The organism is Pseudomonas sp. UF-293, from assembly GCF_058245595.1.
In genome coordinates this window covers 18,090-42,116 of record NZ_JBSICA010000037.1, presented here as the reverse complement: position 1 = coordinate 42,116, position 24,027 = coordinate 18,090, and the positions used below count along the sequence as shown (strand labels likewise).

Sequence of the window (24,027 nt, the reverse complement as noted above, 5' to 3'; positions counted from 1 at the left end):
GCTTATGAAACGCGCACTGTGGTTTGGTCTGCTCGGCACCCTGGCAATCGGCACCGCACAGGCGGCAACGGAGAAAGTCGCGATCAACCTGGTCAGCGCCGACGGCGCGCCGCAGGCAATCGGCTCGGTCACTGTCAGCGAGACGCCGTACGGTCTGCTGTTCACCCCGGACTTGAAGTCGTTGCCGGCCGGTATTCACGGGTTCCATGTTCATGAAAACGGCAGCTGCGAAGCGGGCATGAAGGAGGGAGTAAAAGGCGCGGCACTGGCCGCTGGCGGACACTTCGATCCGGCGAAAACCGGCAAGCACCTTGGCCCGTACGCCGACGGGCATCTGGGCGATCTGCCGGCGGTGTATGTGACGGCTGACGGTGTCGCCAACTATCCGGTGCTGGCTCCGCGCCTGAAGCAGCTGTCCGAGATCAAGGGGCACGCCCTGATGATTCACGCCGGCGGCGATAACCATTCCGACATGCCCAAGCCACTGGGCGGTGGCGGCGATCGCATGGCGTGCGGGGTGATCTGACCTGACTGAGCGGTGAAAACGCTGACTCAAGGGTTTTCACCGCTCACGGAACTCCGGCGCACCGTTCACCTCTGACGTTATGTAGTCCCTTCCCTTTTTGCTGAGCGCTTGTGGAGGAACACGTCATGCGCAAGTTAGTCCTGATTTCTTCTCTTATGCTTTGCCTGCCGGTCGGTTCGGCACTCGCCCGCGTCGATGCGGGTGATGTCGCCACTTCGGCCGGTGTCTCCGCGTCGCTGTACTCGACTTTCAAGGATGACAAAATGGTGATTCCGGCCCGTGACGACGTGTCTGCGTTTGTCGCCAGCGGCGGGGCCATTCGTGGGGTTTATCTTGAGTCGGTACTGCAACAGGTGCGTCAGGCCAACCCAGGCTTGAACGCCAGCGATGAAGACCTGGCCAATGCCATCCTGGTGCAATACGAAGGCGTGCATCAGTAGTCACAAGGGCAGCAGCGGCCGATGGACGGCCGCTGAGTGCGCATAGGCAAAAACGTCCGACGGCCTCTATGATGGAGGCCATGACGACGACTGTGCCATTGCGTTCACCCTGCCCGCCCGGCGCCTGCATCTGTGGGCGCGATCCTTTGCTGGAAACGCCCGGCGCGGATCTGCGCATCCTGCGCCTGACTCGCGCCGAGGAAAAAATCCTCCTGGCACGTCTGGAACAACTCAAAGACCTCGACGACCTCAAACGCCTGCAGCAGCGCATGTACGAACAGCTGGGCATCCGCGTCGAGGTCGCCCCCGGTTTCAATGAAGTACGCACCATGCGCGGCATCGCCATCCAGATCGACGAGCTGCCAGGCCTGTGTCGCAAGACTCGCGCGGCAATTCCGGCGGCGATTCGCAAGGGCCTGGAAAACCACCCGCAAATCGCCTTCGAACTGCTCAACGCGCACGACTTGCTGCGCGACACCTGATCACTTTTTCATGCCGACGCGTTTGCGCATCTCGGCGGTGATGGTCTGGCGGGTTTTCTTCATGTCCGCCCAAGGCTCGTCGCCGACTTCGGTCAAACGTTCATGAACGTTGCAGATGTTCCAGTGATTACCACCCTTGATTTCAGCGACCTCCTCTCGATACAGCGGCACGGACACCGGCATGCCTTCCCGCGCCCGCGCGGCGTAGGCGCAAATAGTGGTGGCGCCGAGGCCGTTGCGCAGGTAATCGATGAAGATCCGCCCGACGCGGTTTTTCGGCCCGGACACCGCTGAAATACGATCCGGCAGCAATTTGGCCATGTGGCTGACGATGGCGTGGCTGAAGTCTTTCACTTCGTCCCAGCCGTGCTTGCGCGTCAATGGCACTACCAGGTGAATACCCTTGCCGCCGCTGGTTTTCAGAAAGGCTTTGAGGCCCAACTCATCAAGCACGGTCAAGGTCAGCGCGGTGGCTTCCACCATGCTTTTCCACGGCAGCGCCGGGTCCGGGTCGAGGTCGAGGACAAAGCGATCGGGCTTGTCCAGATCAACCTTCGTGGCATTCCAGGTGTGCAGTTCGACGGTGCTCATCTGCACCGCGCCCACCAGCGCTTCGGGATTGTTGATCATCATCACCGGCTGGCCGGTGACGTCCTTGTCCAGGGCGGTGATGCCGGGAATGGCCAAGCGGTCGGCGTTCTTCTGGAAGAACAATTCGCCGGCGATGCCGTCCGGCGCACGCACCAGTGCCACGGGCCGATCCTTGAGCTGCGGCAGGATGTATTCGGCGACGCTGGCGTAGTACTGCGCCAGTTGCATTTTGGTCGTGCCGCTGACGGCGTCGATCACCCGATCGGGGTGGGTGATGCGTACCTTGCCGCCGGCCAGTCCTGATTGCGACGGTGCGGTTTCGGCCTTACTGGCGGCGACTTTTTTTGCCGGTTTCTTCGCGGTGGTGGCGGGTTTTTCGCTCTTCGCGGATTTTTCGGACTTGGCAGCTTTCACAGGCTTCGCTCGCTCCTCGGTAATGTCCTTGGCCGGTTTGTCGTCGCGCAGACCATGGAACACGGCGTGGCGCACCGAGCCATCCTTGGTCATCTCGGCGAATGCCACTTCCGCCAGCAATTTTGGTTTGAGCCAATGCACGCCTTTGGCCTCGAAACCGCTGGGCGGATTGACCACCGCCGCACTGTTGGTATGCAACGGCTTGAGCTGGGCGAGGATGCTTTTCAATGTGGTCTCGTTGAACCCGGTGCCGACCTTGCCGGCATAGCGCAGCTCGCCGCTGTCCCGATCGTGCAGGCCGAGCAGCAATGCACCGAAGGCACTACGCGCACCTTTCGGATCGGTGTAGCCGACGATGACGAATTCCTGGCGATGCTTGCACTTGAGCTTGATCCAGTCGCCGCTGCGCCGTGACACATAGGGCGAGCCGATACGCTTGCCGATCAGGCCTTCCATCTGCATCTGGCAAGCGCTGTTGAGCAGCGCGTCCGGGGTTTCTTCGAAGGCTTCGGAGAAGCGCAGCGTTGAGGATTCTTTCTGCGCACCGAGGATGGTGCTCAACGCGGCGCGACGCTCTTCGACCGGTACATCCCGAAGGTCGACGCCATTGAGATACGGCACGTCGAACAGGTAATAGACGATATTGCCGCTGCGTCCGGCATCGAAGGCATTCTGCAACGCCTGGAAATCCGGCACGCCCTGTTCGTTGGCCACGACCATTTCGCCGTCCAGCCACGCCGATTCCAGACCCAGCGCCGCCAGCGCCTTGGCCTGCTGCGGCAGCTTGTGCGTCCAGTCATGGCCATTGCGGGTGAACAGCTGCACCTCATCGTGATCGATCCGCGCCATGATCCGGTAGCCGTCGAACTTGATCTCGTAACTCCACTGCCCTTCGGGTGCGCTGTCGACCAGCGTCGCCAGTTCCGGCTTGATCTGCGCTGGGAGCTTGGCCTTGCGCGCGCCGGTAAGCTGCCCGGACGCCTGCTTGCGCGGCTTGGCCGGGGCCTTTTTCACCGGTTTGGCTTTATCGGCAGCAGCCGTCGATTTGCCGACAATCGTGCGCTCGCTGAGCACGCTGTCGGGCTCGGCAACGAGTACGTCGAAGTCATCCTGCGGACGCGCGGCGTTGTCCTGATGCTTGATCAGAAACCATTGTTCCTTCTTGCCTGGCATGTGCGTGCGCACAAGATTCCATACGCCGCCGAGCTTCTCGCCCTGCAGCTCGAACTTGAGTCGACCTTTGGCGTAGGCCTTGTGCGGATCCTCCAGCGGAATCCACACGCCGCGATCCCAGACAATCACCTCACCGGCGCCGTAATGCCCCTCGGGAATGCTGCCTTCGAACGTCGCGTAATCGAGCGGATGATCCTCGACATGAATCGCCAGACGCTTGACCGACGGGTCCAGCGACGGCCCCTTCGGCACCGCCCAACTCTTTAGGGCGCCGTCGAGTTCGAGGCGAAAGTCGTAATGCAGGTGCGAAGCGTCGTGCTTCTGGATACAGAACTGCAACGCATGATCCTTGGCCGATTTACGGCCCGAGCGCTTGACTGCGGCCGGTTCCGACGTCGCGGAAAAATCACGCATGCGGTTGTAATCGTCGAGGTTCCTGTTCATGAGCACACCGATGGCAGACGGGTTCTGTTATGCAGAAGAGCGACACGGCGGCGGAAAAATTCAATCGAGGTAAAAAAGCCCCGGACGGATGGAATGGCCAGGGCTTGTAGCGACATATCCAGTAATTGCCTGGACTGGCTAAATAGAGTGAAGACGCTAAGGTCTTTTCAGGATCATGAAAGGGAGGCAATGGAATGCCTGCTGCTGCAAAAGCCTGTCGTTTGAGAACGGGCCTACATTCTGAAATTGGGAGAATTTATTTGCTGACCGCTGTGGTAAACCTGCGAGAGCGTGTTTTTACCAATTGGCATGATAGGAGATTGGTGGTCAACGAGTTGAGACGGTGCAGTGAAGCGGGATTAGCCACCTCACTGGCGTGGGTCGTAATGCCAGACCATCTACATTGGCTAGTTGAGCTTAATGAGGGCTCGCTCGCAGATTTGATGTGTCGCGTTAAATCCCGAAGTTGCCAGGCATACAATCGAAAACATGGTCGCCAAGGACAACTATGGCAGCGAGGGTATTACGATCGTGCCCTGAGACGAGATGAAGACCTAAGAGCCGCTGCGCTCTATGTCGTCAAGAATCCCGTGCGAGCCGGTCTGGTGAGACGCCTTGGGGACTACCCTTTGTGGGATGCCATTTGGCTCTGAAGATCAAAAGATCGCAGCCTTCGGCAGCTCCTACGGTTGCACCGTATTTCAAAGGTAGGAGCTGCCGAAGGCTGCGATCTTTTGATGTTGATTCAGGCTTGCCCTTTGGCCTGCTGTTCCAGATGCACTTGCAGATCCGGATCGATCTGTAAGGCTGCGGCCAGTTCATCGAGATAGCTGCGCTCGGCGTTCTGTTGGTCATCTACCAGCATGACGCTGGCAAGATACATTTCAGCGGCTACGGCCGGATCGCCACCCGCGGATTCGGCCACTTCGCTGGGATCCAGCGGCTTGGCGACTTCGGCGTCGAGCCATTGTTGCAATTGCGGGTCGGCGGTGTGTTTGCCGATTTCGCTGCTGATGAGGTGTTTTTCCGCTTCATCGATGCGCCCGTCAGCCTTGGCGGCGGCGATCAGGGCGCGCAGTACCGCGTGGCTGTGAGTTTCGATTTGCGGGCCGGCGAGCAGGTCGGCGGTTTGTGGCAGTTCCTGCGGCGCCTTGCTCGCCTGGCTGCGTTGCCAGGCTTGATACGCCTGGTAGGCCATCATGCCCAGCGACGCGAGTGCGGCGTAATTGGTCCCGCCGGTACGGCTTCGGCGGCCGCCACCGAGGGCGCTTCCCAAGCCGCCACCGCCGAGCAGGCCACCGAGTAAACCACCCAGGCCGCCGAGGCCACCCGAAGCAGCCGCGCCGCCCGCTCCGGTCTGACTGCCGCCGCCCAACAGGCCACCGAGCAATCCGCCCAGACCGTCACCGGCCGAAGCGCCACGCAGTTGTCCCGCCGAGGCCTGGCCTCGCAGCAGTTGTTCAAGCAAATCGCTGGTGTTCATGACGTTGTCCTCCGAGGCCCCGACCTGATTGCGTCAGGCAACGATAGACCGACGCAGCCATAGCGCCAGCACCGTTGGGCTGACGCCGGCTCACCGATGAAATCGCACCCGAGAAATTTTCCGCCAGCCAGCTAAGATTCAAGGGTGGTGAACCTTATCCCGGCCAAACCGGTCGATAGCTGCAACCCGACCCGGTTTGCCGGCGCCCTTTCTGACGATGGGCGATACCCGGCTTGCTTCACTTTCTGGAGAACGCCCCCGTGATATCCACCGTACACATCGCCAGGCTCAAAGCATGGGGCGCCCATGGTTTTACCGCGACCGGCGTGGTCACAGCCTTTCTGGCGACCCTCGCCCTGCTGGAAAACCAGCCGATCCATTGCCTGATGTGGCTGGGCGTAGCGCTGATCGTCGACGGTCTCGATGGTGCACTGGCGCGCAAGGTCAATGTGCAATCGGTGCTGCCGAGTTTCGATGGTTCGATCCTCGATCTGGTGATCGACTACCTGACGTATGTATTCATTCCGGCACTGTTTATCTACCGCTACATTCCCCTGCCCGATTACACCTTGCTGCTGACGGTGTCAGTGATTCTGGTGTCGTCGCTGTTCTGCTTTTGCAACGTCAACATGAAGAGCAAGGACAACTATTTTGTCGGCTTCCCGGCCGCCTGGAACGTGGTTGCGCTGTGCCTGTACATCATTGGCCCAGGACCGTGGATCACCTTTCTAACCGTGATCGGTCTGGCATTGCTGACGGTGACACGGATGAAGTTCCTGCACCCGTTCCGCGTGCGGCGTTTCATGCCAATCAATATCGCGGTGACGGCGATCTGGCTGTTGTGCAGTCTGTCGCTGGTACTCAATCACCCAGTGATCAACCCGATGGTGATGGGTTTGTGGTTGCTGATGTCGGCTTATTTCCTGGGGATCTGCATCTGGCGCACGGCGCTGGAGTGGTTTGATCGCAGCCATTTGAAATAAGCACATCCCCTGTGGGAGCGAGCCTGCTCGCGAATGCGGTGGTTCCATCAACATAAAGGTTGGCTGGCACACCGCTTTCGCGAGCAGGCTCGCTCCCACAGAGATCTTCATCGATCAGGAGATCCGATGTGGGCTAGCGCTTGGTAATCACCACCTCCAGATACTCACTCGGCACCACCAGCGACGCCTCCCCCGCTCGATTCGATCGGTTGAGCAACTCGGTCAGATCATCCTCCAACACCTGCCCGGCCTCTGGCGACAACACCGCAAATGCCTTGTGCACCGGCCCGTACCAGTGGCGAAAGATGTCAATGAAATGCGCCGCCGAGCGATAGCGGAAATTGAACTGGCTGCGTGTTACCCGAACAAGAAAATCGCGATCATCGAACTGCTTGTGCAGCCACGCATCCGAGCCCCAGTTCGACGGCGGCTGAGCCACTGCTGGCGGAGGCAGATGCTGGCCGAGGATCTTGAACATCTGCCCGACAAAACCCTCCGGCGTCCAGTTCGCCATGCCGATCCGCCCGCCGCGACGACAAACCCGCCCCAGCTCACTCGCAGCGGTCACCTGATCGGGCGCGAACATTACGCCAAACGTGGACAGTACGGCGTCGTAGCTCTCGTCGGGAAACGGCAGCGCCTCGGCATCGGCTACCTGAAAAATCACCTCCAGATGCTCGGCCCGTGCGCGGTCCTGGCCACGCTCCAGGAGTGCGGCGACGTAATCGGTCGAGGTCACCACACAACCGCGCCGCGCCGCTGCCAGAGTTGCATTGCCGTTACCGGCGGCGACATCCAGCACGTCCTCATCACAGCGCAGATCGCAGGCCTCGGCGAGGCTTTCGCCGACAATTTGCAACGTCGTGCCGATCACGGCGTAGTCGCCACTGGCCCAAGCGACTTTCTGACGTTCCTTCAGGGCAGTGAGATCAATCGGGGTACTCATGACAGCGAGCTCCGTGGCAGAGAGAAAGCACAGGCTGCGACGCGGACCGTGCTTGCTCACTATCGCGCCGAGGCTGCCCGGCGTCCCTGTCAATCGTCCGCCAACCCCGTAAACCGGGCACTTTGCCGATGAGCGGCGGAAATCTGTCAAGGTGCTGAAACAGGTTGATCCGCGCAACGAGTTTCAGACGCATGCCGACGCAGCTAATCAGGAAAAAGCCAAATGGCTCATGGTCCGCGACCTATGAGCCATTGCGTTGTTTTGATCAGGCGGCCGGTGCCTTGGCCTCCTCCAGCAACTGCTTGATCATCTGCTCCTGCTCTGCATAGCGACCTTCGCCGAAGTGGCTGTAACGCACCTGGCCCTTGGCGTCGATCAGGTAATGCGCCGGCCAGTATTGATTGTCGAAGTGGCGCCAGATCGCATAGTCGTTGTCGATCGCTACCGGGTAGGTAATGCCGAGCTTTTTCACCTGATCCTTGACGTTGTCGATGATGCGCTCGTAGCCGTATTCAGGCGTATGCACGCCGATCACCACCAGGCCGTCCTTCTCGTATTTCTTCGCCCAGTCTTTGACGTACGGCAGGGTGTGCTGGCAGTTGATGCAGTCGTAGGTCCAGAAGTCCACCAGCACCACTTTGCCGCGCAGGGATTGGGCACTGAGCTCTGGTGAATTGAGCCACTGCACGGCGCCCGACAGCGACGGCATCGCGCCCTGGGCTTCGTCCATCATCGAATCGGCGCGGACCTTGCTGACGAAGTAGTCGACCACTTTCGGCACGTTTTCCAGAACGTTTTTCTCGACGCTGGCCACGCCTTCCGAAGAGGTGCTGGCGAGCAGGGTTTTGTCGGCGCCCGTCGCAATCACCGCGACCGTAGCAAGCACTGCAACGCCGGCACCGCGACGCAACCAGCCACTGAACGGGATCGACGGTTTCAGACGATTGACCAACCCGCGCCCGGCGAAGATCAACGTACCGAGCGACAAGGCACTGCCGACGCCGTAAGCCAGCAGCAACAGGCTGGTCTGGGCATTGGCGCCTTGCAACATCGCGCCGGTGAGAATCACTCCAAGGATCGGCCCGGCACAAGGCGCCCACAACAGGCCGGTGGCGACACCGAGCATGATCGAGCCCATCGGCCCCGCACGTTTACGGGTGTCCTGATCGAGGCGATTGCCCAGCGCGACAAAGGGCCGGGTCAGCCAGTCACCAACGCGGGCAGAGATCAGCGACAGGGCGAACAGCGCCATGACGAACAGGGCAACGTGGCGGCCGGTGTTGCTGGCCTGAATCACCCACTCGCTGCTGACCACGGCGAGGCTGGAGATCAGCGCAAAGGTCAACGCCATGCCGCCGAGAGTCAGCAAGATCGAGGAACGTGTTCGGTTGGCGCCAGCGAACAGAAACGGTACCACCGGCAGGATGCACGGACTGAGGACGGTCAGCAGACCGCCGAGAAATGCGATGAGGTACATAGGGGTCACCTTGAAAGGGGGGCTGGGCACGCAACCGGGCAGCGAGGGAAACGCCCCCTCGCTAGCCTGCTTTGTCTAAGCCGTGCCTCATGCGCTCTGGCCGTCGAGCAGCTGCCCTTGCGGTGTGCGGCTGGCACCGTTCTCCGCAACCAGTTGGCCCTGCGGTGTACGGCTGGAACCATCAGCGGCAACCATCTGGCCTTGCGGAGTGCGGCTTGAGCCGTCAGCGGCAAACGTCTGCCCTTGCGGTGTGCGGCTGGAGCCGTCAGCGGCAAGCGTCTGCCCTTGCGGTGTGCGGCTGGAGCCGTCAGCGGCAAGCGTCTGTCCCTGCGGTGTGCGGCTCGAGCCGTCAGCGGCGATCAACGCATCGCTGCCCTCCTTCGCCACGGTGGTCAGCTGGAAGCAGGTGCTGCTGGCGCAACTGCTTTGTTCTACAGCAGTGTTGGCGTGGGCGGCGGCACCGGTGAAGGCGAAGGCTGCTGCGGTCAGAAAGCGCGAGACGTTGTTCATGGCAAAACTCCTTGCAGAAAAAGTGGGGGTGACTCAGTTCTGGTTGTTGCAGCCGTCAGCGAATTTGCTGTAATCCAGCTCGCGGGTTTTGCCGGCGGAATCGAGGTAGGTCATGCGCGCCTCGGTGATGCCGCAGGTCACCGAAGTGTCCTCAGTCATCGACAGCACTTTCTGGATATCCAGATGGGTGCCGTAGGTGTAGGTTTGCCGGCTGACGTCAGCTTCGGCGTGGGCCGACAGGGTGCAGATGTTCAGAGCGGCGAACAGGCAGGCGGCGATTACGGATTTGTTGTTCATGGTGTAGTCCTCAAGGCTTCAGTGGGTTTGAGCCGAGGCGCTCTGTGTGTGCCTCGATGGAGCCTATTTGAGGCCTTCGAGGTATCGCGTCTGTGTCAGGAAAGGACGAGAATCACTCGTTGTGTATCCACGCCGTGTGTAGATACACAGCGATACAAAACCCGTAGAAAATCGCGTTTTTGCGTCGGCGTGTATCCGCCGTCGCGGCAGATACACTGCAATACAAAGGCAGGCAGGCGTGCGGTCAACGGCGCTATAGACTGCACGGCATTCCCCTTTAAAGAGGCTTGAACCGATGGAACATGTCGATCACATTCTCATCGTCGACGACGACCGCGAGATCCGTGAACTGGTAGGCAATTACCTGAAGAAAAACGGTCTACGCACGACAGTCGTCGCCGATGGCCGGCAGATGCGCAGTTTTCTCGATGCCAATACTGTCGATCTGATCGTGCTCGACATCATGATGCCCGGCGACGATGGCCTGCAGTTGTGCCGCGAATTGCGAGTCGGCAAACACAAGGCGACGCCGGTGCTGATGCTCACCGCGCGCAACGATGAGACCGATCGCATCATCGGCCTGGAAATGGGCGCCGACGATTACCTGACCAAACCCTTCGCCGCCCGTGAACTGCTGGCGCGGATCAACGCCGTGTTGCGCCGCACACGCATGTTGCCGCCGAATCTGGTGGTCACCGAAGCCGGACGCCTGCTGGCGTTCGGTCGTTGGCAGCTGGACACCTCGGCGCGGCACCTGCTCGACAGCGACGGCACCATGGTTGCTCTCAGCGGCGCCGAATACCGCTTGTTGCGGGTTTTTCTCGACCACCCGCAACGAGTGCTCAGCCGCGATCAACTGCTCAACCTGACCCAGGGCCGCGAGGCCGATCTGTTCGATCGCTCCATCGATCTGCTGGTCAGCCGCTTGCGCCAACGTCTGCTCGACGATGCCCGCGAGCCGGCCTATATCAAGACCGTGCGCAGTGAAGGTTATGTGTTTTCGCTGCCGGTCGAACTGCTCGGGGCGTCGGCATGAAACTCAAGCTGCAATGGCCGCGTACCCTCGCCTCGCGCCTGTCGCTGATCTTTCTGATCGGGCTGATTCTGGCGCAGGGTCTGTCGTTCGGCGCGCAGTATTACGAGCGTTACCAGAGCGCGAAAAGCACCATGCTCGGCAACCTCGAAACCGACGTCTCGACTTCGATGGCGATCCTCGATCGCCTGCCGGCCGCCGAACGCGAGGCCTGGCTCCCACGCCTGGCCCGGCGCAACTACGGCTATCTGCTCAACGAGGGCGAACCGGGCATGCCGGTGACCTCGGCTGAAGAGTCCGTGGCCATTGCCTCGATCACCGCGGCCATCGGCGACACTTATCCCATCGTGTTTACCGAGGTTCCCGGTGGGCCGAGACGACATTTCCAGGGCCACCTGCGCCTGAGCGACGGCAGCCCGGTGACCATCGATATCCGCCCGGCGATGGTGCCGTTGTCGCCGTGGTTGCCAGTGGTGTTGCTCGGCCAATTGGCGCTGCTGATTCTCTGCACCTGGCTGGCCGTGCGCATTGCCATCCGTCCCCTCACCCGCCTCGCCAATGCCGTGGAGACTCTCGACCCCAACGCCCACCCGATCAAACTCGACGAGCAAGGGCCGACCGAAGTGGTCCACGCGGCGCGGGCTTTCAACGCCATGCAGACGCGCATCGCCGTTTACCTGAAAGAGCGCATGCAACTGCTGGCGGCGATTTCCCATGACCTGCAAACGCCGATCACCCGGATGAAGTTGCGCGCGGAATTCATGGACGACTCGGTCGAGAAAGACAAACTGAGCAGCGACCTCGGTGAGATCGAACATCTGGTGCGCGAAGGCGTGGCCTACGCCCGCAGCATTCATGGCGCCACCGAAGAAAGCCGCCGTACCGATCTCGACTCGTTCCTCGACAGCCTGGTCTTCGACTATCAGGACATGGGCAAGGACGTGCAGCTCGGCGGCAAAAGCAAAGCGGTGATCGAAACCCGCCCGCAAGCGCTGCGCCGGGTCCTGGTGAACCTGACCGACAACGCCCTCAAATTCGCCGGCGCCGCGCAATTGCAGGTCGAAGCGCAGGGCAACAGCCTGTCGGTGAAAGTCCTTGATCGCGGCCCGGGCATCGCCGAGGCCGAACTGGCGCAGGTTCTGGAACCGTTCTACCGCGTAGAAAACTCGCGCAATCGCGACACCGGCGGCACCGGGCTCGGTCTGGCGATCGCCCAACAGTTAGCGATGGCGCTGGGTGGTTCGCTGATGTTGAGCAACCGTGAAGGCGGTGGGTTGTGCGCTGAACTGAAGTTGCCGCTGCACGGCTGACAGCCACTGTTTAAATTTCCCTCCTGCCCCCCTGCTGTTTCCATCCGAACAGCAGGCATCTGCCTACAACCTCACCGGAATCTCCCGACTGTTGCGCCCAGGCGAAGACCCCTATGGTTATGCATCTGCTGACGCCTCGCTACTGTCAGACCTGACAGTAGCGAGGCGTCAGTCTTGTGTCGTCTGATGACGGCTCGCGAACCGTAACGAGGATCAGCCATGACTCTGCTCGAATCCGTCACCCAGGTATGTCATCGGCTGGCGCCCGGCGGCTGGCGTTCGCTGATGTTGGCCCACGGCCTTGATCTGTTGGCAGAGCCGCTGGCAGCCGAGCTGCGACGACCACTGACGGTTGATCGCTGCCTGAACGGATTCGAAGATTTCGACCCCGACGGAGTCTGCGCAATCGAAGCGGCGGCGCCCTCGCGCAGCTTGCTGTATCACGCGCTGGCATCACCGCAAGTGACCGTCGACGAAACCGGAACGGATCTGCGGCTGTTTCCGACTCCGGGCGAGATCGAAACCGTTCTGAACTATGTCTACAGCATCGCCCCGCCCACCCTCGATCAACTACGGCTGACCGCCGCTGGCGCGCCCCTGGCGGTGGTGGCCTATGCCAGTGAATATCGCTGCGCGGCCGACACCGTACACGGCCGACACGCCGATCTGTGTTTTTCGCGCACCGGCATTGCCCGCGTCGGCACTGTGCCTGCCCGGTATGACGCCAGACAACGATGCTTCCTGCCCTTTGTCGACGGCGACGTGCATGGCATCCGGGTCATGCCGGTGCGCTACAGCGCGTACATTGCCATGCAACTGCGCGGTGATGCGCAGCGCTTCGGGCCGATGGATTTTCAGGCTGAAGTCGATCCGGGGCTGGATTTCTGGGTGCCGCTGCACAAACTGTTCGATGGCGACCAGTGTCTGGCGGGCCTGCAACTGGCGGTGACACTGGAAAATCATCAGATCAACGAGAAGTTGCGGCACATCCATTTACGTCACAGTGGCACCGGCTGGGCGGAACCGCAGATCAGCCAGCCGCCCTTTGTCGTGACCGATGATCTGGCTGCCTGGGCAACTGTTGAGGATTTCGGCACCGGGCTGCTGTTGCCAGAGCCGAAGGCACGGCTGGTCGAGCCCGCCAGACTCGAGGGCCGACCGCTATCGTTTCTGATGCCAGCCAACACCGGCGGCATGGTGCATGGCCGACACAAGGTTGACGCAGACGGCAGCATCGACGATTTGAACAATCACCCCGATGTCGAAGCGCTGGTGCGTGAGGGCGGTTATGAGGCCCTGCACTATCAGGACGCGACCGCTGACGGATGGGTCCGGCCACACTGCGCGGCGCTGAGCGACCTGCTGCCGACGGTGGCTGCCTATTCGATTATCGGCCCTCCGGATTTTTACCCACTGTGCAGTCAGCGCAAACTGCTGCGCTGGGTCCGCGAGGAGCCGCTTTTCCCCGATCCCGACATTTGGCACGCCCGCCTCGAAGCGCTTTCCAACGTGCGGTATTGCGCCAACCTGAATCTCAAGGATCAGTTGTTTTCTGACAAGGATCGAGGGGTGACGGCGATTGTCGCTTCGGCTGAACCGCGCCTGCGCGCGTCGTCGCAAATGCCGCTCGCTCAGCGTTCGCGACCTTCCTCGCTGCCCGACGGCGCTGCCGGGGTTTTCGGTCCGGGCTGGGAAGTAGGCTGGATTCGACAGAAAACTCCCGATGCGCAATGGATCAACGTGTTGGCCGGCTATCAGATGGCAAGCCCGTTTCCCGAAGATGCGAAAATCTGCGCGGCTCTGGGCTCCTTCTGGCCCGGGGTGGCACCGGACTCGGTGCGCGTTTTCGAACCACGTTCAAGTCTGCACACCATCATCCCGTTGACCGATCAGGAAATCGGCCAGGACGGTGCCATTGCCTGGGACGATCAGCCGGGTCCGCAACTCATCGCTCAAGACAACCGCCTGTTCGCCCAGTACCACGCCTATGCCCACGCCGACTACACCCAGGTCGCCCTGGACGGGCATTTTTCCCTGAGTCTGACCGGCCGCACATCACAACCCGCGTATGAGCGGCGGGTCGTTTCGATGCATCGGGTTTATCAGGTGCTTGGCGCTGACGATGACAACGCCCAGCGCAATGCCTGGCCGCTGCTGTCGTTTCTCGAGGTGCAGCAACCGGACAACGAACTCGATACGGCCCAGCAGGAAGCCGGCGTTGTCCTTGAGGGCTGGGTGCAGCGTTTTTCGATGTACAAGCGCGGGGCTGTCAGCACTGCCGATGATGATTTCAAATTGCGTCACGTCGAAGTGGAGCGACAGGTCATGTTGTTCGTCAGCGCCGATGCCATCCTGATGAAACAGGATGCAGAGGCGTGGCAGATCGCTGACGAAGCACTTTGATGTTGTGGTGATTGGCTCAGGCCCTGCGGGCTGCGCCAGTGCCATCAGCTGTGCCCGCCGAGGGTTGCGCGTGGCTTTGCTCGAACGGCAAGCGTTTCCGCGATTCCGCCCCGGCGAAAGCCTGCACCCGGGGATCGAACCGTTATTGCGGCAACTCGGCATTGCCGATCTGCTCCGTGCCTCGTCGACTCTGCGCTTTGAAGGTCAATGGGTGCACTGGAACGGCCCGGCCTGTTTCAACGCTTTCGGCGCGGATACAAATGGCCCATGGCGCGGCTTCCAGATCAGCCGCGTGCAACTGGACAGCGCATTGTTGCAGCAAGCGGCTTCTGCGGGGGTCGAGGTGCACCAGCCATGTCGGGCGCAGCAGGTGCTCACCCAGGGGCGTCGAGTGATCGGGGTGGAGACCGACAGCGGCTGCCTTTGCGCCGCGTATTTGATCGACGCCAGTGGAGCTACCGGCTGGCTTGGCCGCAAACTGCACCTGAGGGTGCAGATCGATTCTCCCGCGTTAGTGGCTCGCTATGGTTATTTGCAGGGTCGCTGCGAGCCCTACGCAAGCCATCCGCATTTGCTGGCGACCCCTGATGGCTGGACCTGGATCGCTCAGGTCAAGGCACAGTTGCTGCACTGGACGCACCTGACGCTGGAAACCGAGGCTGCGCCGGGGGCAAATCCTTCCCTGCGAATATTGCCCGCAAACCTGCAAGCATTAGCGCAGGCAGGCCCGATACGGGGTGCTGACGTGAGCTGGCGCATAAGCGAGGTTGTTGCCGGTGATGGCTACTTTCTTGTGGGCGATGCTGCAAGCCGGCTCGACCCGGCTTCATCGCACGGCGTGCTCAAGGCGTTGATGAGCGGCATGCAGGCAGCTCAAGCCATTCATGACGGCTGGTCCCGGCCGTTACTGCGCCCCCTCGCACAAGCACAGTATCAGCGATGGCTGCGCTGCTGGTATGAGCACGACCTGACACAGCTGCGCAGTTTCTATGGTCAACACCCGTTCCCGCCCCGATGGCTGGGCACGGATCGAGTAAAAGGAGTCTAGACTCATTCATTACCCAGTCGAGGGGGCCGCAGGACGTCTGCTGTGCCCTGCCCCTATCCGTGACCAGCGTCCGGTGGCGCCTGCCTCGACATTCAACGCCGCCGGACCGTGATCCTGTTTCAGGAGCACACGTGATGAATGAGGCGAAACTCAACGAATTCATGGGCAAACTGGTCAATGACATGGGCGGCGCGGCGATGCTGGCCAATGTCATCGTCGGCGAAGAGCTTGGGCTGTACCGGGCGATGGCCGACAGCCAACCGATCAGCCCCGAAGCCCTCGCGGAAAAAACTACCTGCAACCCGCGCCTGGTGCGCGAATGGCTCAGCGCTCACGCAGCTTCCGGCTACATGGAGCACCTTGACGGCCAGTTTCGCTTGCCGGAAGAACAGGCACTGGCGCTGGCCGTGGAGGATTCGCCGGTGTACGTCGCCGGCGGGCTCGGCGTGGTGGCATCGTTTTTCCATGACAAGGACAAACTGGTCAAGGCCATGCGCGGCAATGGTGGTCTGTCCTGGGGCGATCACCACCCGTGTATGTTCAGCGGCACCGAACGTTTCTTCCGCCCAGGCTATAAAGGCCATCTGATCGCTGAATGGCTGCCGGCGCTGGACGGTGTGGTGGCCAGACTGGAACGCGGCGCCAGGGTTGCCGACATCGGCTGCGGCCACGGAGCGTCGACGGTGATCATGGCCCAGGCATTTCCCAAGTCGCAGTTCGTCGGCTTTGATTTTCACGCGCCGTCGATCACGGTGGCCACGCAACGCGCCGAAGAAGGCGGCGTCGGCAACCGAGCCAGATTTTTCGAGGGCACGGCAAAAAACTACCCCGGCGGCGACTATGACCTGATCTGCTTTTTCGACTGCCTGCACGACATGGGCGACCCGGTAGGGGCGGCTCGCCATGCATATGAGTCGCTGAAAGACGATGGCACGGTATTGCTGGTCGAGCCGTTTGCCAACGACAAACTGGACGACAATCTCAACGCGGTCGGACGTCTGTTCTACGCCGCCTCGACGTTTATCTGCACGCCCAACTCGCTGTCTCAGGAAGTCGGCCTCGGGCTCGGTGCGCAAGCCGGGGAAATGCGCCTGCGCAAAGTCTTCGCCGAGGCCGGGTTCAAGCAATTCCGCCGCGCTACGCAGACGCCGTTCAACCTGATACTGGAGGCGCGCAAGTAACCAATGCGGATCGCGTGCTAACCTGCGTGCACTGCCCATTCTGGAGTGCTGAGCATGCTCGACAGCCCGATCCGCGAACATTTCGACACGCTGTTGCAGGCCATGGCCGAGGATCAATTTCTGGTGCTGACGGGCGCCGGTATCAGCACACCATCGGGAATTCCGGACTACCGCGACAGCGACGGCGTACGTCGCGGGCGGCAGCCAATGATGTATCAGGAATTCCTCGCTACCCCGCAATCACGCCGTCGCTATTGGGCGCGGGCCATGCTCGGCTGGCCGCGCGTGCGCCAGGCCCGGCCGAACGCCGCGCATGAGGCGTTGGCGAAATTGCAACAGCTTGGCCGGATCAGCACTCTGATCACGCAGAACGTCGACACCCTGCACGATCAGGCCGGTAGCCACGATGTCATCGAACTGCATGGCAGGCTGGATCGTGTGCTGTGTCTGGATTGCGGGCAGCGCAGCCAGCGCGATGTGATCCAGCACCAGATGGAAGCACAAAATCCCTACCTGACCGGGGTTGACGCGGTGCAGGCGCCGGATGGCGATACCTTGCTTGATCCGGCGTTCGAAGCGCGCTTCAAGGTGCCGCAGTGTCCTCACTGTGCGGGTGAGCGGATGAAGCCGGATGTAGTGTTCTTCGGCGAAAACGTGGCGCAGCCGACGGCGGCACGGGCGATGGCGGCTGCCGAGAATGCAGCGGGGTTGCTGGTGGTGGGGTCGTCGTTGATGGCGTATTCGGCATTTCGCCTGTGCCGGGTCATCGCCGAACGGGGCAAGCCGCTGATTGCGATAAACCTGGGCAAGACCCGCGCCGATGATCTGCTCGATTTGAAGATTGAAGGATCATGCGAAGCGCTACTGCCGTTGCTGGCACAGCTTCTCGACGCCTGAAACTCCACTGCTGGGAGATCACGGAGACAGGCGTTCGCTCAGGTTTTCCTGCTGGAGAATATCGAACAAGGCCTGCGCCGCCGCCGACAGTTCATTGCCCGGCTCGGTCAACACGCCAATTGCCCGCTCGACCGAATCATTCAAGGTCAGACAGTGCGCGCCCAGTTCGCGCATTTGTCCCGCACACAATGCCGGCACCGCGCTGACCCCGAGTCCGCTGGCCACCATCCGCCCGACCGTTGCCAATTGATGACTTTCGAATTCCACCGGCAATTTCATTCCACGCGCCTGCAGATGCTCTTCCAGCATGACCCGCACCGTCGATGGCCGTTGCAGGGTGATGAATGGTTCGTGCAGTAGGGTCTGCCAATCGATGTCGCCACGCTTGGCCAACGTGGAGTCCGCTGGCACCACCGCGACGAAGCGGTCGACATACAACGGCGTAAAGGTCATCGAAGTGCTTTGCATCGGTGCGAACGCCACGCCAAGCTCGACTTGGCGATCGCGGACCATCTCCAGGACTTGTTCGTTGATCACGTCGTTTACCGTGACGTTGACGTTTGGATAGCGCGCGCGAAAAGTCTTGAGGATCGGCGGCAGCAGATTGCCGGCAAACGACGGCATCGCCGCCAGCGTCACGCGCCCGCGTTGCAGGCTGAAACGCTGACGCATTTCGTCTTCGGCGTTGTCCCAGTCGGCAATCAACCGGCGCGCCAGCGGCAACAGCGATTCGCCTTCCGGGGTCAGCGCGACATTCCGGGTGTTGCGGCTGAACAGCCGACCGCCCAGGCCCTCTTCCAGCGCCTTGATGGTCAGGCTCAGTGCCGATTGCGACAGGTGCAGACGCTCGCAGGCCACGGCGAAGCTCAGGCTATGGGCCACGGCGAGAAAGGCCCGGATCTGTTTGATGGTCATGGTCGCTGTGCTCCAGTTGCAAGCGGCAAGCTGCACGCCGTAATGCGATTGCTCTTTCAATTGGTGAGCTTTATCAATCAATCAACCGTAAAAATCAACTTAACAAATATATTCCACGGAGAGACACTCCAGGCACTCGGCTAGCCAGCCGCCCGCAAATAATAAAAGAGGTGCCTATGGCAGGTTTCGACAAGCGTGTGAGTTCCTACGAGGAAGCGATGGCCGGGCTGGAAGACGGCATGACCGTCATCGCCGGCGGCTTCGGCCTGTGCGGCATTCCGGAAAACCTGATCGCGGAGATCAAGCGCAAGGGCACCCGCGACCTCACTGTCGTCTCCAACAACTGCGGCGTCGACGGGTTCGGCCTTGGCGTGCTGCTCACCGACCGCCAGATCAGCAAAGTCATTGCCTCCTACGTCGGCGAAAACAAACTGTTCGAGGAGCAACTGCTCAAGGGCGACATCGAAGTCATCCTCACCCCGCAAGGCACCCTCGCTGAGAAAATGCGCGCAGGTGGCGCCGGCATTCCGGCGTTCTTCACTGCCACAGGCGTCGGCACCCCGGTTGCCGAAGGCAAGGAAGTGCGTGAATTCAAAGGGCGAAAGTACCTGATGGAAGAGTCCATCACCGGCGACTTTGCCATCGTCAAGGGCTGGAAGGCCGACCATTTCGGTAACGTCGTTTACCGTCACACCGCGCAGAACTTCAATCCGCTGGCCGCGACCGCGGGCAAAATCACCGTGGTCGAAGTCGAAGAAATCGTCGAGCCCGGCGAACTCGACCCGACGCAGATCCACACCCCGGGCATCTACGTCGACCGGGTCATTTGCGGCACGTTCGAAAAACGCATCGAACAGCGCACCCTCCGCAAATAATTCAGGCCTACGGAGAACAACAACATGGCACTTACCCGCGAACAAATGGCTCAGCGCGTCGCCCGCGAAATGCAGGACGGCTACTACGTCAACCTCGGCATCGGTATTCCGACCCTGGTTGCCAACTACATCCCCGAAGGCATGGAAGTCATGCTGCAATCGGAAAACGGCCTGCTCGGCATGGGTCCGTTCCCGACCGAAGAAACCATCGATGCCGACATGATCAACGCCGGTAAACAAACGGTGACGGCACGGATCGGCGCGTCGATCTTCAATTCCGCCGAATCCTTCGCGATGATCCGTGGCGGCCACGTCGACCTGACCGTGCTGGGTGCGTTCGAAGTCGACGTTGAAGGCAACATCGCTTCGTGGATGATCCCCGGCAAATTGGTCAAGGGCATGGGCGGCGCCATGGACCTGGTGGCCGGCGCCGACAATATCATTGTCATCATGACCCACGCGTCCAAGGACGGTGAGTCCAAGCTGCTGGCCAAATGCAGCCTGCCGCTGACCGGCGCCGGTTGCATCAAGCGCGTGCTGACTGACCTCGCCTATCTGGAAATCGAAAATGGCGCATTTGTCCTCAAAGAACGCGCACCTGGCGTCAGCGTTGAAGAAATCGTCGCCAAAACCGCTGGTAAACTGATCGTCCCGGATCACGTACCGGAAATGCAGTTCGCTGCCGAGTGAGGAATTCGAAAATGCAAGACGTCGTCATTGTTGCCGCCACGCGTACCGCGATCGGCAGTTTTCAGGGCTCCCTGGCCAACGTATCCGCTGTAGACCTGGGCGCGGCGGTGATCCGCCAGTTGCTCGAGCAGACCGGTCTGGACGGTGCGCAGGTCGATGAAGTGATCATGGGTCAGGTGCTGACCGCCGGTGCCGGGCAGAATCCGGCGCGTCAGGCCGCGATCAAGGCTGGTCTGCCCCACGCAGTACCGGCGATGACCCTGAACAAGGTCTGCGGTTCGGGCCTGAAGGCGTTGCACCTGGGCGCGCAGGCGATCCGTTGCGGTGACGCCGAGGTGATCATTGCCGGCGGTCAGGAAAACATGAGCCTCTCCAACTACATCATGCCGGGCGCCCGCACCGGTCTGCGCATGGGCCACGCGCAAATCGTCGACACCATGATCAGCGATGGCCTGTGGGATGCGTTCAACGATTACCACATGGGCATCACCGCAGAAAATCTGGTCGATAAATACCAGATCAGCCGCGAACAGCAGGACGCCTTTGCTGCCGCGTCCCAGCAGAAAGCTGCCGCTGCAATCGAGGCCGGGCGCTTCGTTGAGGAAATCACGCCGATCCTGATCCCACAGCGCAAAGGCGATCCGGTCGCGTTCAAGGTCGACGAGCAGCCACGCGGCGATACCACCGCAGAATCTCTGGCGAAATTGCGCCCGGCGTTCAAAAAGGACGGTAGCGTCACCGCTGGCAATGCCTCATCGCTGAACGATGGCGCTGCTGCCGTGATTCTGATGAGTGCCGAGAAAGCCAAAGCGCTGGGCCTGCCGGTTCTGGCGAAAATCGCTGCCTACGCCAACGCTGGCGTCGACCCGGCGATCATGGGCATCGGCCCGGTATCGGCCACCCGCCGCTGCCTGGACAAGGCCGGCTGGAGCATCGATCAGCTCGACCTGATCGAAGCCAACGAAGCGTTCGCCGCGCAATCGCTGGCCGTAGCCAAGGATCTGCAATGGGATCTGAACAAGGTCAACGTCAACGGCGGCGCCATCGCCCTCGGTCATCCGATCGGCGCATCGGGCTGCCGCGTGCTGGTGACATTGCTGCATGAAATGCTCAAGCGCGATGCGAAAAAAGGTCTGGCGACCTTGTGCATCGGCGGCGGTCAGGGCGTGGCTTTGGCGCTGGAACGCGCCTGATAAAGAGTTCAAGGTTGACGGCGGATCCACGACATCCGCCGTTGGCTGGCAACAAAAAACCCGGTGCGATTTGCGTTGCACCGGGTTTCTTTTTGCCTGTCGAAAATCAAGGTGAATGTTCTGGCCGCTTCGCGAGCAGGCTCGCTCCCACAGGGAAATGCATACCAGAATGTGGGAGCGAGCCTGCTCGCGAAAGCGCTTGTTCAGGGGCCAACCTTTCAAGTCTTGCGCAGCAAATAGGTATCCATGATCCACCCATGCTCCGCCCGCGCCGCTTTGCGCACCCGTTCGATCTCGTCGGCGACATCCGCCAGCCTGCCGCTGAGCAGAATCTCGTCCGGCGTGCCCAAGTAAGCGCCCCAGAAAATCTCGGTCTGCCGATCTGCCACTTGCTGATAGGAATCTTCGGCATCGAGCATGACCACCAGACTGTCCGCCTCACTCACCTGCCCCGCCGCCAATCGCCGGCCCGTGGTGATTTCTACTGAGTGGCCAATCGTGTTCAAGGGGATTTTGTGCTGCGCGGCCAAGGCCTGAACGCTGGTAATCCCTGGTATCACCTCGTATTCAAACTCACAGCGGCCTGATGACTGGATCGCCTGAAGAATCCGCAACGTGCTGTCGTACAAGGCCGGATCGCCCCAAATCAGGAAACCGCCGCACTGGCCGTCGGACAATTCTTCATTGATCAACTTTTCGAAGGTCTGTTGCTTGGCGCGATTCAGTGCATCGACGCTGGCTGTGTAGTCGACATCACCGCGCTCGCGTTCCGGACTCCTGGCTTCAACAAAGCGATAAGTGTGATCGGTAATGTAGCGCTCGCAGATGTCCCGGCGCAGATCGATCAGCGTCTGCTTGCTCTGGCCTTTATCCAGCAGGAAAAACACATCGACCCGATGCAGCGCCTTCACCGCCTGCATCGTGAGGTAGTCAGGATTGCCGGCGCCGATGCCGACGACCAGCAGCTGTTTCATCAGAATTCCTCTTCGAGGGCCACGCCCGGCAAGCGTAGGCGCCAGATGCCGTTGAAGCGCAGTTCGATCACCGACAGCGGCTCGACATCGATCACATTGAACGCTCCGCCCTGCACCACCTGCACCAGCGCCGCGCGCATGACGAACGGATGAGTGACCGCCACGACATGTCCGGGCGTTGCGGCGATCGTGTCCAGCCATTGCGCCACCCGCTGCGTCAGTTGCCTGACCGATTCGCCGCCATCGGGGGCTGCGTCTGCATCGGCCAGCCAGGCCTGCAATGCGTCGGCGTGGTTGGCTTGCAGATCCTTGATCGACTGGCCGTGCCAACGTCCCCAATCGCAATCGCGCAGGGCCTGGTCGATTTCGGCATCGGCACCCAGCCACGCTGCTGTTTGCCGGGTCCGCAGCTCTGGCCCGCAAATCAATCGCCGTGGCGGGGCAAATCGCGCCTTGAACGCGTCAGACGCCACAGGCAAATCTTCAACAGGCTCGTTCGTAGGAAAACGCGCCAGTTTTTGTGCGACGGTTCGTGCATGGCAAATCAATGTCAAACGGCTACTTGGCACAAGCAGGTTTCTCGGTTGAAAGTTATAACAAGCGACGGCACAGCCGGTCCGCGAGCCATTGTGCCGCAAACCGGAGACTCTGAGCGCGATCGCCTGCCAGTCGCTGACTCGTCTATAGGCAATGTCTCACACCGCCATCGGCAAAGGACTACAACACCGAGCGACCCCGGCCTAGCCCTTATTAAACGGGCGCCCCGCACACTTTTGGTGCTCGCTGAACCTGTACAAAAATTAGCTAGACATGTAACACCCATTACATAAATACTCGTTTCACGGATTGTGAAACGAATTCGACACCCCATCCAGCAGGAGCCCGGATGCCCCCTCTCAGAGACCTGATCACCGATCCCGGCCTGGACCTGACGCCATCGGAGCGCAAAGTCGTCCGCGCCCTGCTCGATCAGTACCCGCGCAACGGTCTCGGGCCTATGGCGCGGCTGGCTGAACATGCTGGTGTTAGCGATCCGACCATTGTGCGCCTGGTGAAAAAGCTCGGTTTCGGCGGTTATGCCGAATTCCAGGAAGCCTTGCTCAGCGACATGGACCATCGCCTGCGCTCGCCACGCACGCTGTTGCAGCCGCGCTCGCAGCAGAACAAGGACGATGCCTGGGCACATTATCTGGCCGACAGCCACCGCTTGCTGGTCGACACTCAAGCCCTGACCCAACCGGAAGACGTGCGCATCCTCGTGGAATGGCTGCTCGACAGCCGCCATCAGGTCTACTGTTTCGGTGGCCGCTTCAGCATTCTCATGGCCAATTACCTGCTCAACCACCTGCGTCTGCTGCGTCCCGGCTGCTTCGCCCTGGAAGACAACGCGCTGCTGCCCGACCGTTTATACGATTTGCTACGTCAGGACGTGGTGCTGGTGTTCGACTACCGGCGCTACCAGACCCAAGCTTTGCGCGTTGCGCAGGCGGCGAAAAACAACAACGCGCGGGTGGTGCTGTTCACCGATGTCTACGCCTCGCCGCTGCGCGAATTGGCCGACCTGATCATCAGCGCACCGGTGGAATCGGCGTCGCCGTTCGACACCATGGTACCGGCGCTGGCGCAGGTCGAGGCGCTGATTGCCTGCCTGACCTTGCGCGTGCCCGACCCTGCCGATCGCCTGGAAGGCATCGATGCCCTGCGCAACGATTTTGCGACTCACCTGATGGAGGAAAAATAAG

The 24,027-nt window shown here is 61.0% G+C and carries 24 protein-coding genes; 15 read left to right on the top strand and 9 right to left on the bottom strand.

Annotation, left to right across the window (positions count from 1 at the left end; translation table 11 throughout):
- The first annotated feature begins 4 nt into the window (after positions 1 to 4).
- The 3 genes from sodC (at position 5) to AC4IHP_RS25135 (ending at position 1,448) form a co-directional block, all read left to right on the top strand.
- Positions 5 to 526, top strand: coding sequence for a superoxide dismutase [Cu-Zn] SodC (sodC, locus tag AC4IHP_RS25145; RefSeq protein WP_490833005.1), 522 nt, complete (start codon positions 5 to 7; stop codon positions 524 to 526).
- A gap of 125 nt (positions 527 to 651) precedes the next feature.
- Entirely contained in the window at positions 652 to 966 is a 315-nt protein-coding gene (locus tag AC4IHP_RS25140; protein ID WP_039762352.1) for a DUF2388 domain-containing protein, read from the top strand.
- A gap of 80 nt (positions 967 to 1,046) precedes the next feature.
- On the top strand, positions 1,047 to 1,448 hold the full coding sequence (locus tag AC4IHP_RS25135) for a hypothetical protein (protein WP_490833004.1): 402 nt from the start codon (positions 1,047 to 1,049) through the stop codon (positions 1,446 to 1,448).
- On the opposite strand, the gene ligD is transcribed toward AC4IHP_RS25135, so the two are convergent.
- A complete protein-coding gene (ligD, locus tag AC4IHP_RS25130) occupies positions 1,449 to 4,070 on the bottom strand; it encodes a DNA ligase D (protein ID WP_490833003.1) in 2,622 nt (873 codons plus the stop codon). It abuts the gene before it with no gap.
- Positions 4,071 to 4,264: 194 nt separating this feature from the next.
- On the opposite strand from ligD, the gene AC4IHP_RS25125 reads away from it, so the two are divergent.
- The gene (locus tag AC4IHP_RS25125) at positions 4,265 to 4,723 is read left to right on the top strand and encodes an REP-associated tyrosine transposase (protein ID WP_490833002.1); all 459 of its coding nucleotides are present in this window, start codon (positions 4,265 to 4,267) and stop codon (positions 4,721 to 4,723) included.
- Positions 4,724 to 4,815: 92 nt separating this feature from the next.
- Here AC4IHP_RS25125 and AC4IHP_RS25120 read toward each other — a convergent pair whose 3' ends face one another.
- Positions 4,816 to 5,553 carry a tellurite resistance TerB family protein gene (locus AC4IHP_RS25120; RefSeq protein WP_490833001.1) on the bottom strand — a complete coding sequence of 246 codons (738 nt, stop codon included), beginning with the start codon at positions 5,551 to 5,553 and terminating at the stop codon, positions 4,816 to 4,818.
- Between the two features lie 260 nt (positions 5,554 to 5,813).
- Here AC4IHP_RS25120 and pcsA point away from each other — a divergent pair, with 260 nt between their 5' ends.
- Complete coding sequence (gene pcsA, locus AC4IHP_RS25115) at positions 5,814 to 6,536, top strand: phosphatidylcholine synthase (RefSeq protein WP_490833000.1); 723 nt, start codon at positions 5,814 to 5,816, stop codon at positions 6,534 to 6,536.
- Between the two features lie 133 nt (positions 6,537 to 6,669).
- Here pcsA and AC4IHP_RS25110 read toward each other — a convergent pair whose 3' ends face one another.
- From AC4IHP_RS25110 to AC4IHP_RS25095, 4 genes are all read right to left on the bottom strand, one after another.
- A complete protein-coding gene (locus AC4IHP_RS25110) occupies positions 6,670 to 7,482 on the bottom strand; it encodes a class I SAM-dependent methyltransferase (RefSeq protein ID WP_460118277.1) in 813 nt (270 codons plus the stop codon).
- 265 nt (positions 7,483 to 7,747) lie between these two features.
- Entirely contained in the window at positions 7,748 to 8,959 is a 1,212-nt protein-coding gene (locus tag AC4IHP_RS25105) for a cytochrome c biogenesis protein DipZ (protein WP_490832999.1), read from the bottom strand.
- A gap of 87 nt (positions 8,960 to 9,046) precedes the next feature.
- On the bottom strand, positions 9,047 to 9,469 hold the full coding sequence (locus AC4IHP_RS25100) for a hypothetical protein (RefSeq protein ID WP_490832998.1): 423 nt from the start codon (positions 9,467 to 9,469) through the stop codon (positions 9,047 to 9,049).
- Between the two features lie 33 nt (positions 9,470 to 9,502).
- Positions 9,503 to 9,766 (bottom strand): DUF2790 domain-containing protein, encoded by a 264-nt coding sequence (locus tag AC4IHP_RS25095; protein ID WP_460118271.1) that lies wholly within the window; start codon positions 9,764 to 9,766, stop codon positions 9,503 to 9,505.
- 295 nt (positions 9,767 to 10,061) lie between these two features.
- On the opposite strand from AC4IHP_RS25095, the gene AC4IHP_RS25090 reads away from it, so the two are divergent.
- From AC4IHP_RS25090 to AC4IHP_RS25065, 6 genes are all read left to right on the top strand, one after another.
- Positions 10,062 to 10,802, top strand: coding sequence for a response regulator (locus AC4IHP_RS25090; protein ID WP_039762337.1), 741 nt, complete (start codon positions 10,062 to 10,064; stop codon positions 10,800 to 10,802).
- Positions 10,799 to 12,109 carry an ATP-binding protein gene (locus AC4IHP_RS25085; RefSeq protein WP_460118269.1) on the top strand — a complete coding sequence of 437 codons (1,311 nt, stop codon included), beginning with the start codon at positions 10,799 to 10,801 and terminating at the stop codon, positions 12,107 to 12,109. The genes AC4IHP_RS25090 and AC4IHP_RS25085 overlap by 4 nt, the downstream gene beginning before the upstream one ends.
- A gap of 219 nt (positions 12,110 to 12,328) precedes the next feature.
- Positions 12,329 to 14,512 (top strand): hypothetical protein, encoded by a 2,184-nt coding sequence (locus tag AC4IHP_RS25080; protein ID WP_460118267.1) that lies wholly within the window; start codon positions 12,329 to 12,331, stop codon positions 14,510 to 14,512.
- Positions 14,475 to 15,560: an NAD(P)/FAD-dependent oxidoreductase gene (locus AC4IHP_RS25075; protein ID WP_490832997.1), complete on the top strand. Its 1,086-nt coding sequence runs from the start codon at positions 14,475 to 14,477 to the stop codon at positions 15,558 to 15,560. Before AC4IHP_RS25080 ends, AC4IHP_RS25075 begins: the two co-directional genes overlap by 38 nt.
- Positions 15,561 to 15,694: 134 nt before the next feature.
- Complete coding sequence (locus AC4IHP_RS25070) at positions 15,695 to 16,741, top strand: class I SAM-dependent methyltransferase (protein ID WP_460118263.1); 1,047 nt, start codon at positions 15,695 to 15,697, stop codon at positions 16,739 to 16,741.
- A 54-nt stretch (positions 16,742 to 16,795) separates the two neighbouring features.
- Entirely contained in the window at positions 16,796 to 17,638 is an 843-nt protein-coding gene (locus tag AC4IHP_RS25065) for an NAD-dependent protein deacetylase (RefSeq protein WP_490832996.1), read from the top strand.
- Between the two features lie 18 nt (positions 17,639 to 17,656).
- On the opposite strand, the gene AC4IHP_RS25060 is transcribed toward AC4IHP_RS25065, so the two are convergent.
- A complete protein-coding gene (locus AC4IHP_RS25060) occupies positions 17,657 to 18,553 on the bottom strand; it encodes a LysR family transcriptional regulator (RefSeq protein WP_460118259.1) in 897 nt (298 codons plus the stop codon).
- Between the two features lie 176 nt (positions 18,554 to 18,729).
- Between AC4IHP_RS25060 and AC4IHP_RS25055 the strand changes: the two genes are divergently transcribed.
- From AC4IHP_RS25055 to AC4IHP_RS25045, 3 genes are read left to right on the top strand one after another with little or no spacing between them, the layout of a single operon-like run.
- Positions 18,730 to 19,428: a CoA transferase subunit A gene (locus AC4IHP_RS25055; RefSeq protein ID WP_490832995.1), complete on the top strand. Its 699-nt coding sequence runs from the start codon at positions 18,730 to 18,732 to the stop codon at positions 19,426 to 19,428.
- Positions 19,429 to 19,452: 24 nt separating this feature from the next.
- Complete coding sequence (locus AC4IHP_RS25050; protein ID WP_039762320.1) at positions 19,453 to 20,118, top strand: CoA transferase subunit B; 666 nt, start codon at positions 19,453 to 19,455, stop codon at positions 20,116 to 20,118.
- A gap of 11 nt (positions 20,119 to 20,129) precedes the next feature.
- Positions 20,130 to 21,311: an acetyl-CoA C-acetyltransferase gene (locus tag AC4IHP_RS25045; RefSeq protein ID WP_460118256.1), complete on the top strand. Its 1,182-nt coding sequence runs from the start codon at positions 20,130 to 20,132 to the stop codon at positions 21,309 to 21,311.
- A gap of 218 nt (positions 21,312 to 21,529) precedes the next feature.
- Here AC4IHP_RS25045 and cobF read toward each other — a convergent pair whose 3' ends face one another.
- Positions 21,530 to 22,285, bottom strand: coding sequence for a precorrin-6A synthase (deacetylating) (gene cobF, locus AC4IHP_RS25040; RefSeq protein ID WP_490832994.1), 756 nt, complete (start codon positions 22,283 to 22,285; stop codon positions 21,530 to 21,532).
- Positions 22,285 to 22,854 carry a histidine phosphatase family protein gene (locus tag AC4IHP_RS25035; RefSeq protein WP_460118252.1) on the bottom strand — a complete coding sequence of 190 codons (570 nt, stop codon included), beginning with the start codon at positions 22,852 to 22,854 and terminating at the stop codon, positions 22,285 to 22,287. The genes cobF and AC4IHP_RS25035 overlap by 1 nt, the downstream gene beginning before the upstream one ends.
- A gap of 317 nt (positions 22,855 to 23,171) precedes the next feature.
- Here AC4IHP_RS25035 and AC4IHP_RS25030 point away from each other — a divergent pair, with 317 nt between their 5' ends.
- On the top strand, positions 23,172 to 24,026 hold the full coding sequence (locus tag AC4IHP_RS25030) for a MurR/RpiR family transcriptional regulator (RefSeq protein WP_490832993.1): 855 nt from the start codon (positions 23,172 to 23,174) through the stop codon (positions 24,024 to 24,026).
- Position 24,027 lies beyond the last annotated feature (1 nt).

Excerpts from the sequence above, each read along its gene's own strand:
- sodC (WP_490833005.1), top strand. The coding sequence starts at position 5 with ATGAAACGCGCACTGTGGTTTGGTCTGCTCGGCACCCTGGCAATCGGC.
- AC4IHP_RS25140 (WP_039762352.1), top strand. The coding sequence starts at position 652 with ATGCGCAAGTTAGTCCTGATTTCTTCTCTTATGCTTTGCCTGCCGGTC.
- AC4IHP_RS25135 (WP_490833004.1), top strand. The coding sequence starts at position 1,047 with ATGACGACGACTGTGCCATTGCGTTCACCCTGCCCGCCCGGCGCCTGC.
- ligD (WP_490833003.1), bottom strand. The coding sequence starts at position 4,070 with ATGAACAGGAACCTCGACGATTACAACCGCATGCGTGATTTTTCCGCG.
- AC4IHP_RS25125 (WP_490833002.1), top strand. The coding sequence starts at position 4,265 with ATGCCTGCTGCTGCAAAAGCCTGTCGTTTGAGAACGGGCCTACATTCT.
- AC4IHP_RS25120 (WP_490833001.1), bottom strand. The coding sequence starts at position 5,553 with ATGAACACCAGCGATTTGCTTGAACAACTGCTGCGAGGCCAGGCCTCG.
- AC4IHP_RS25110 (WP_460118277.1), bottom strand. The coding sequence starts at position 7,482 with ATGAGTACCCCGATTGATCTCACTGCCCTGAAGGAACGTCAGAAAGTC.
- AC4IHP_RS25105 (WP_490832999.1), bottom strand. The coding sequence starts at position 8,959 with ATGTACCTCATCGCATTTCTCGGCGGTCTGCTGACCGTCCTCAGTCCG.
- AC4IHP_RS25100 (WP_490832998.1), bottom strand. The coding sequence starts at position 9,469 with ATGAACAACGTCTCGCGCTTTCTGACCGCAGCAGCCTTCGCCTTCACC.
- AC4IHP_RS25095 (WP_460118271.1), bottom strand. The coding sequence starts at position 9,766 with ATGAACAACAAATCCGTAATCGCCGCCTGCCTGTTCGCCGCTCTGAAC.
- AC4IHP_RS25090 (WP_039762337.1), top strand. The coding sequence starts at position 10,062 with ATGGAACATGTCGATCACATTCTCATCGTCGACGACGACCGCGAGATC.
- AC4IHP_RS25085 (WP_460118269.1), top strand. The coding sequence starts at position 10,799 with ATGAAACTCAAGCTGCAATGGCCGCGTACCCTCGCCTCGCGCCTGTCG.
- AC4IHP_RS25080 (WP_460118267.1), top strand. The coding sequence starts at position 12,329 with ATGACTCTGCTCGAATCCGTCACCCAGGTATGTCATCGGCTGGCGCCC.
- AC4IHP_RS25075 (WP_490832997.1), top strand. The coding sequence starts at position 14,475 with ATGCAGAGGCGTGGCAGATCGCTGACGAAGCACTTTGATGTTGTGGTG.
- AC4IHP_RS25070 (WP_460118263.1), top strand. The coding sequence starts at position 15,695 with ATGAATGAGGCGAAACTCAACGAATTCATGGGCAAACTGGTCAATGAC.
- AC4IHP_RS25065 (WP_490832996.1), top strand. The coding sequence starts at position 16,796 with ATGCTCGACAGCCCGATCCGCGAACATTTCGACACGCTGTTGCAGGCC.
- AC4IHP_RS25060 (WP_460118259.1), bottom strand. The coding sequence starts at position 18,553 with ATGACCATCAAACAGATCCGGGCCTTTCTCGCCGTGGCCCATAGCCTG.
- AC4IHP_RS25055 (WP_490832995.1), top strand. The coding sequence starts at position 18,730 with ATGGCAGGTTTCGACAAGCGTGTGAGTTCCTACGAGGAAGCGATGGCC.
- AC4IHP_RS25050 (WP_039762320.1), top strand. The coding sequence starts at position 19,453 with ATGGCACTTACCCGCGAACAAATGGCTCAGCGCGTCGCCCGCGAAATG.
- AC4IHP_RS25045 (WP_460118256.1), top strand. The coding sequence starts at position 20,130 with ATGCAAGACGTCGTCATTGTTGCCGCCACGCGTACCGCGATCGGCAGT.
- cobF (WP_490832994.1), bottom strand. The coding sequence starts at position 22,285 with ATGAAACAGCTGCTGGTCGTCGGCATCGGCGCCGGCAATCCTGACTAC.
- AC4IHP_RS25030 (WP_490832993.1), top strand. The coding sequence starts at position 23,172 with ATGCCCCCTCTCAGAGACCTGATCACCGATCCCGGCCTGGACCTGACG.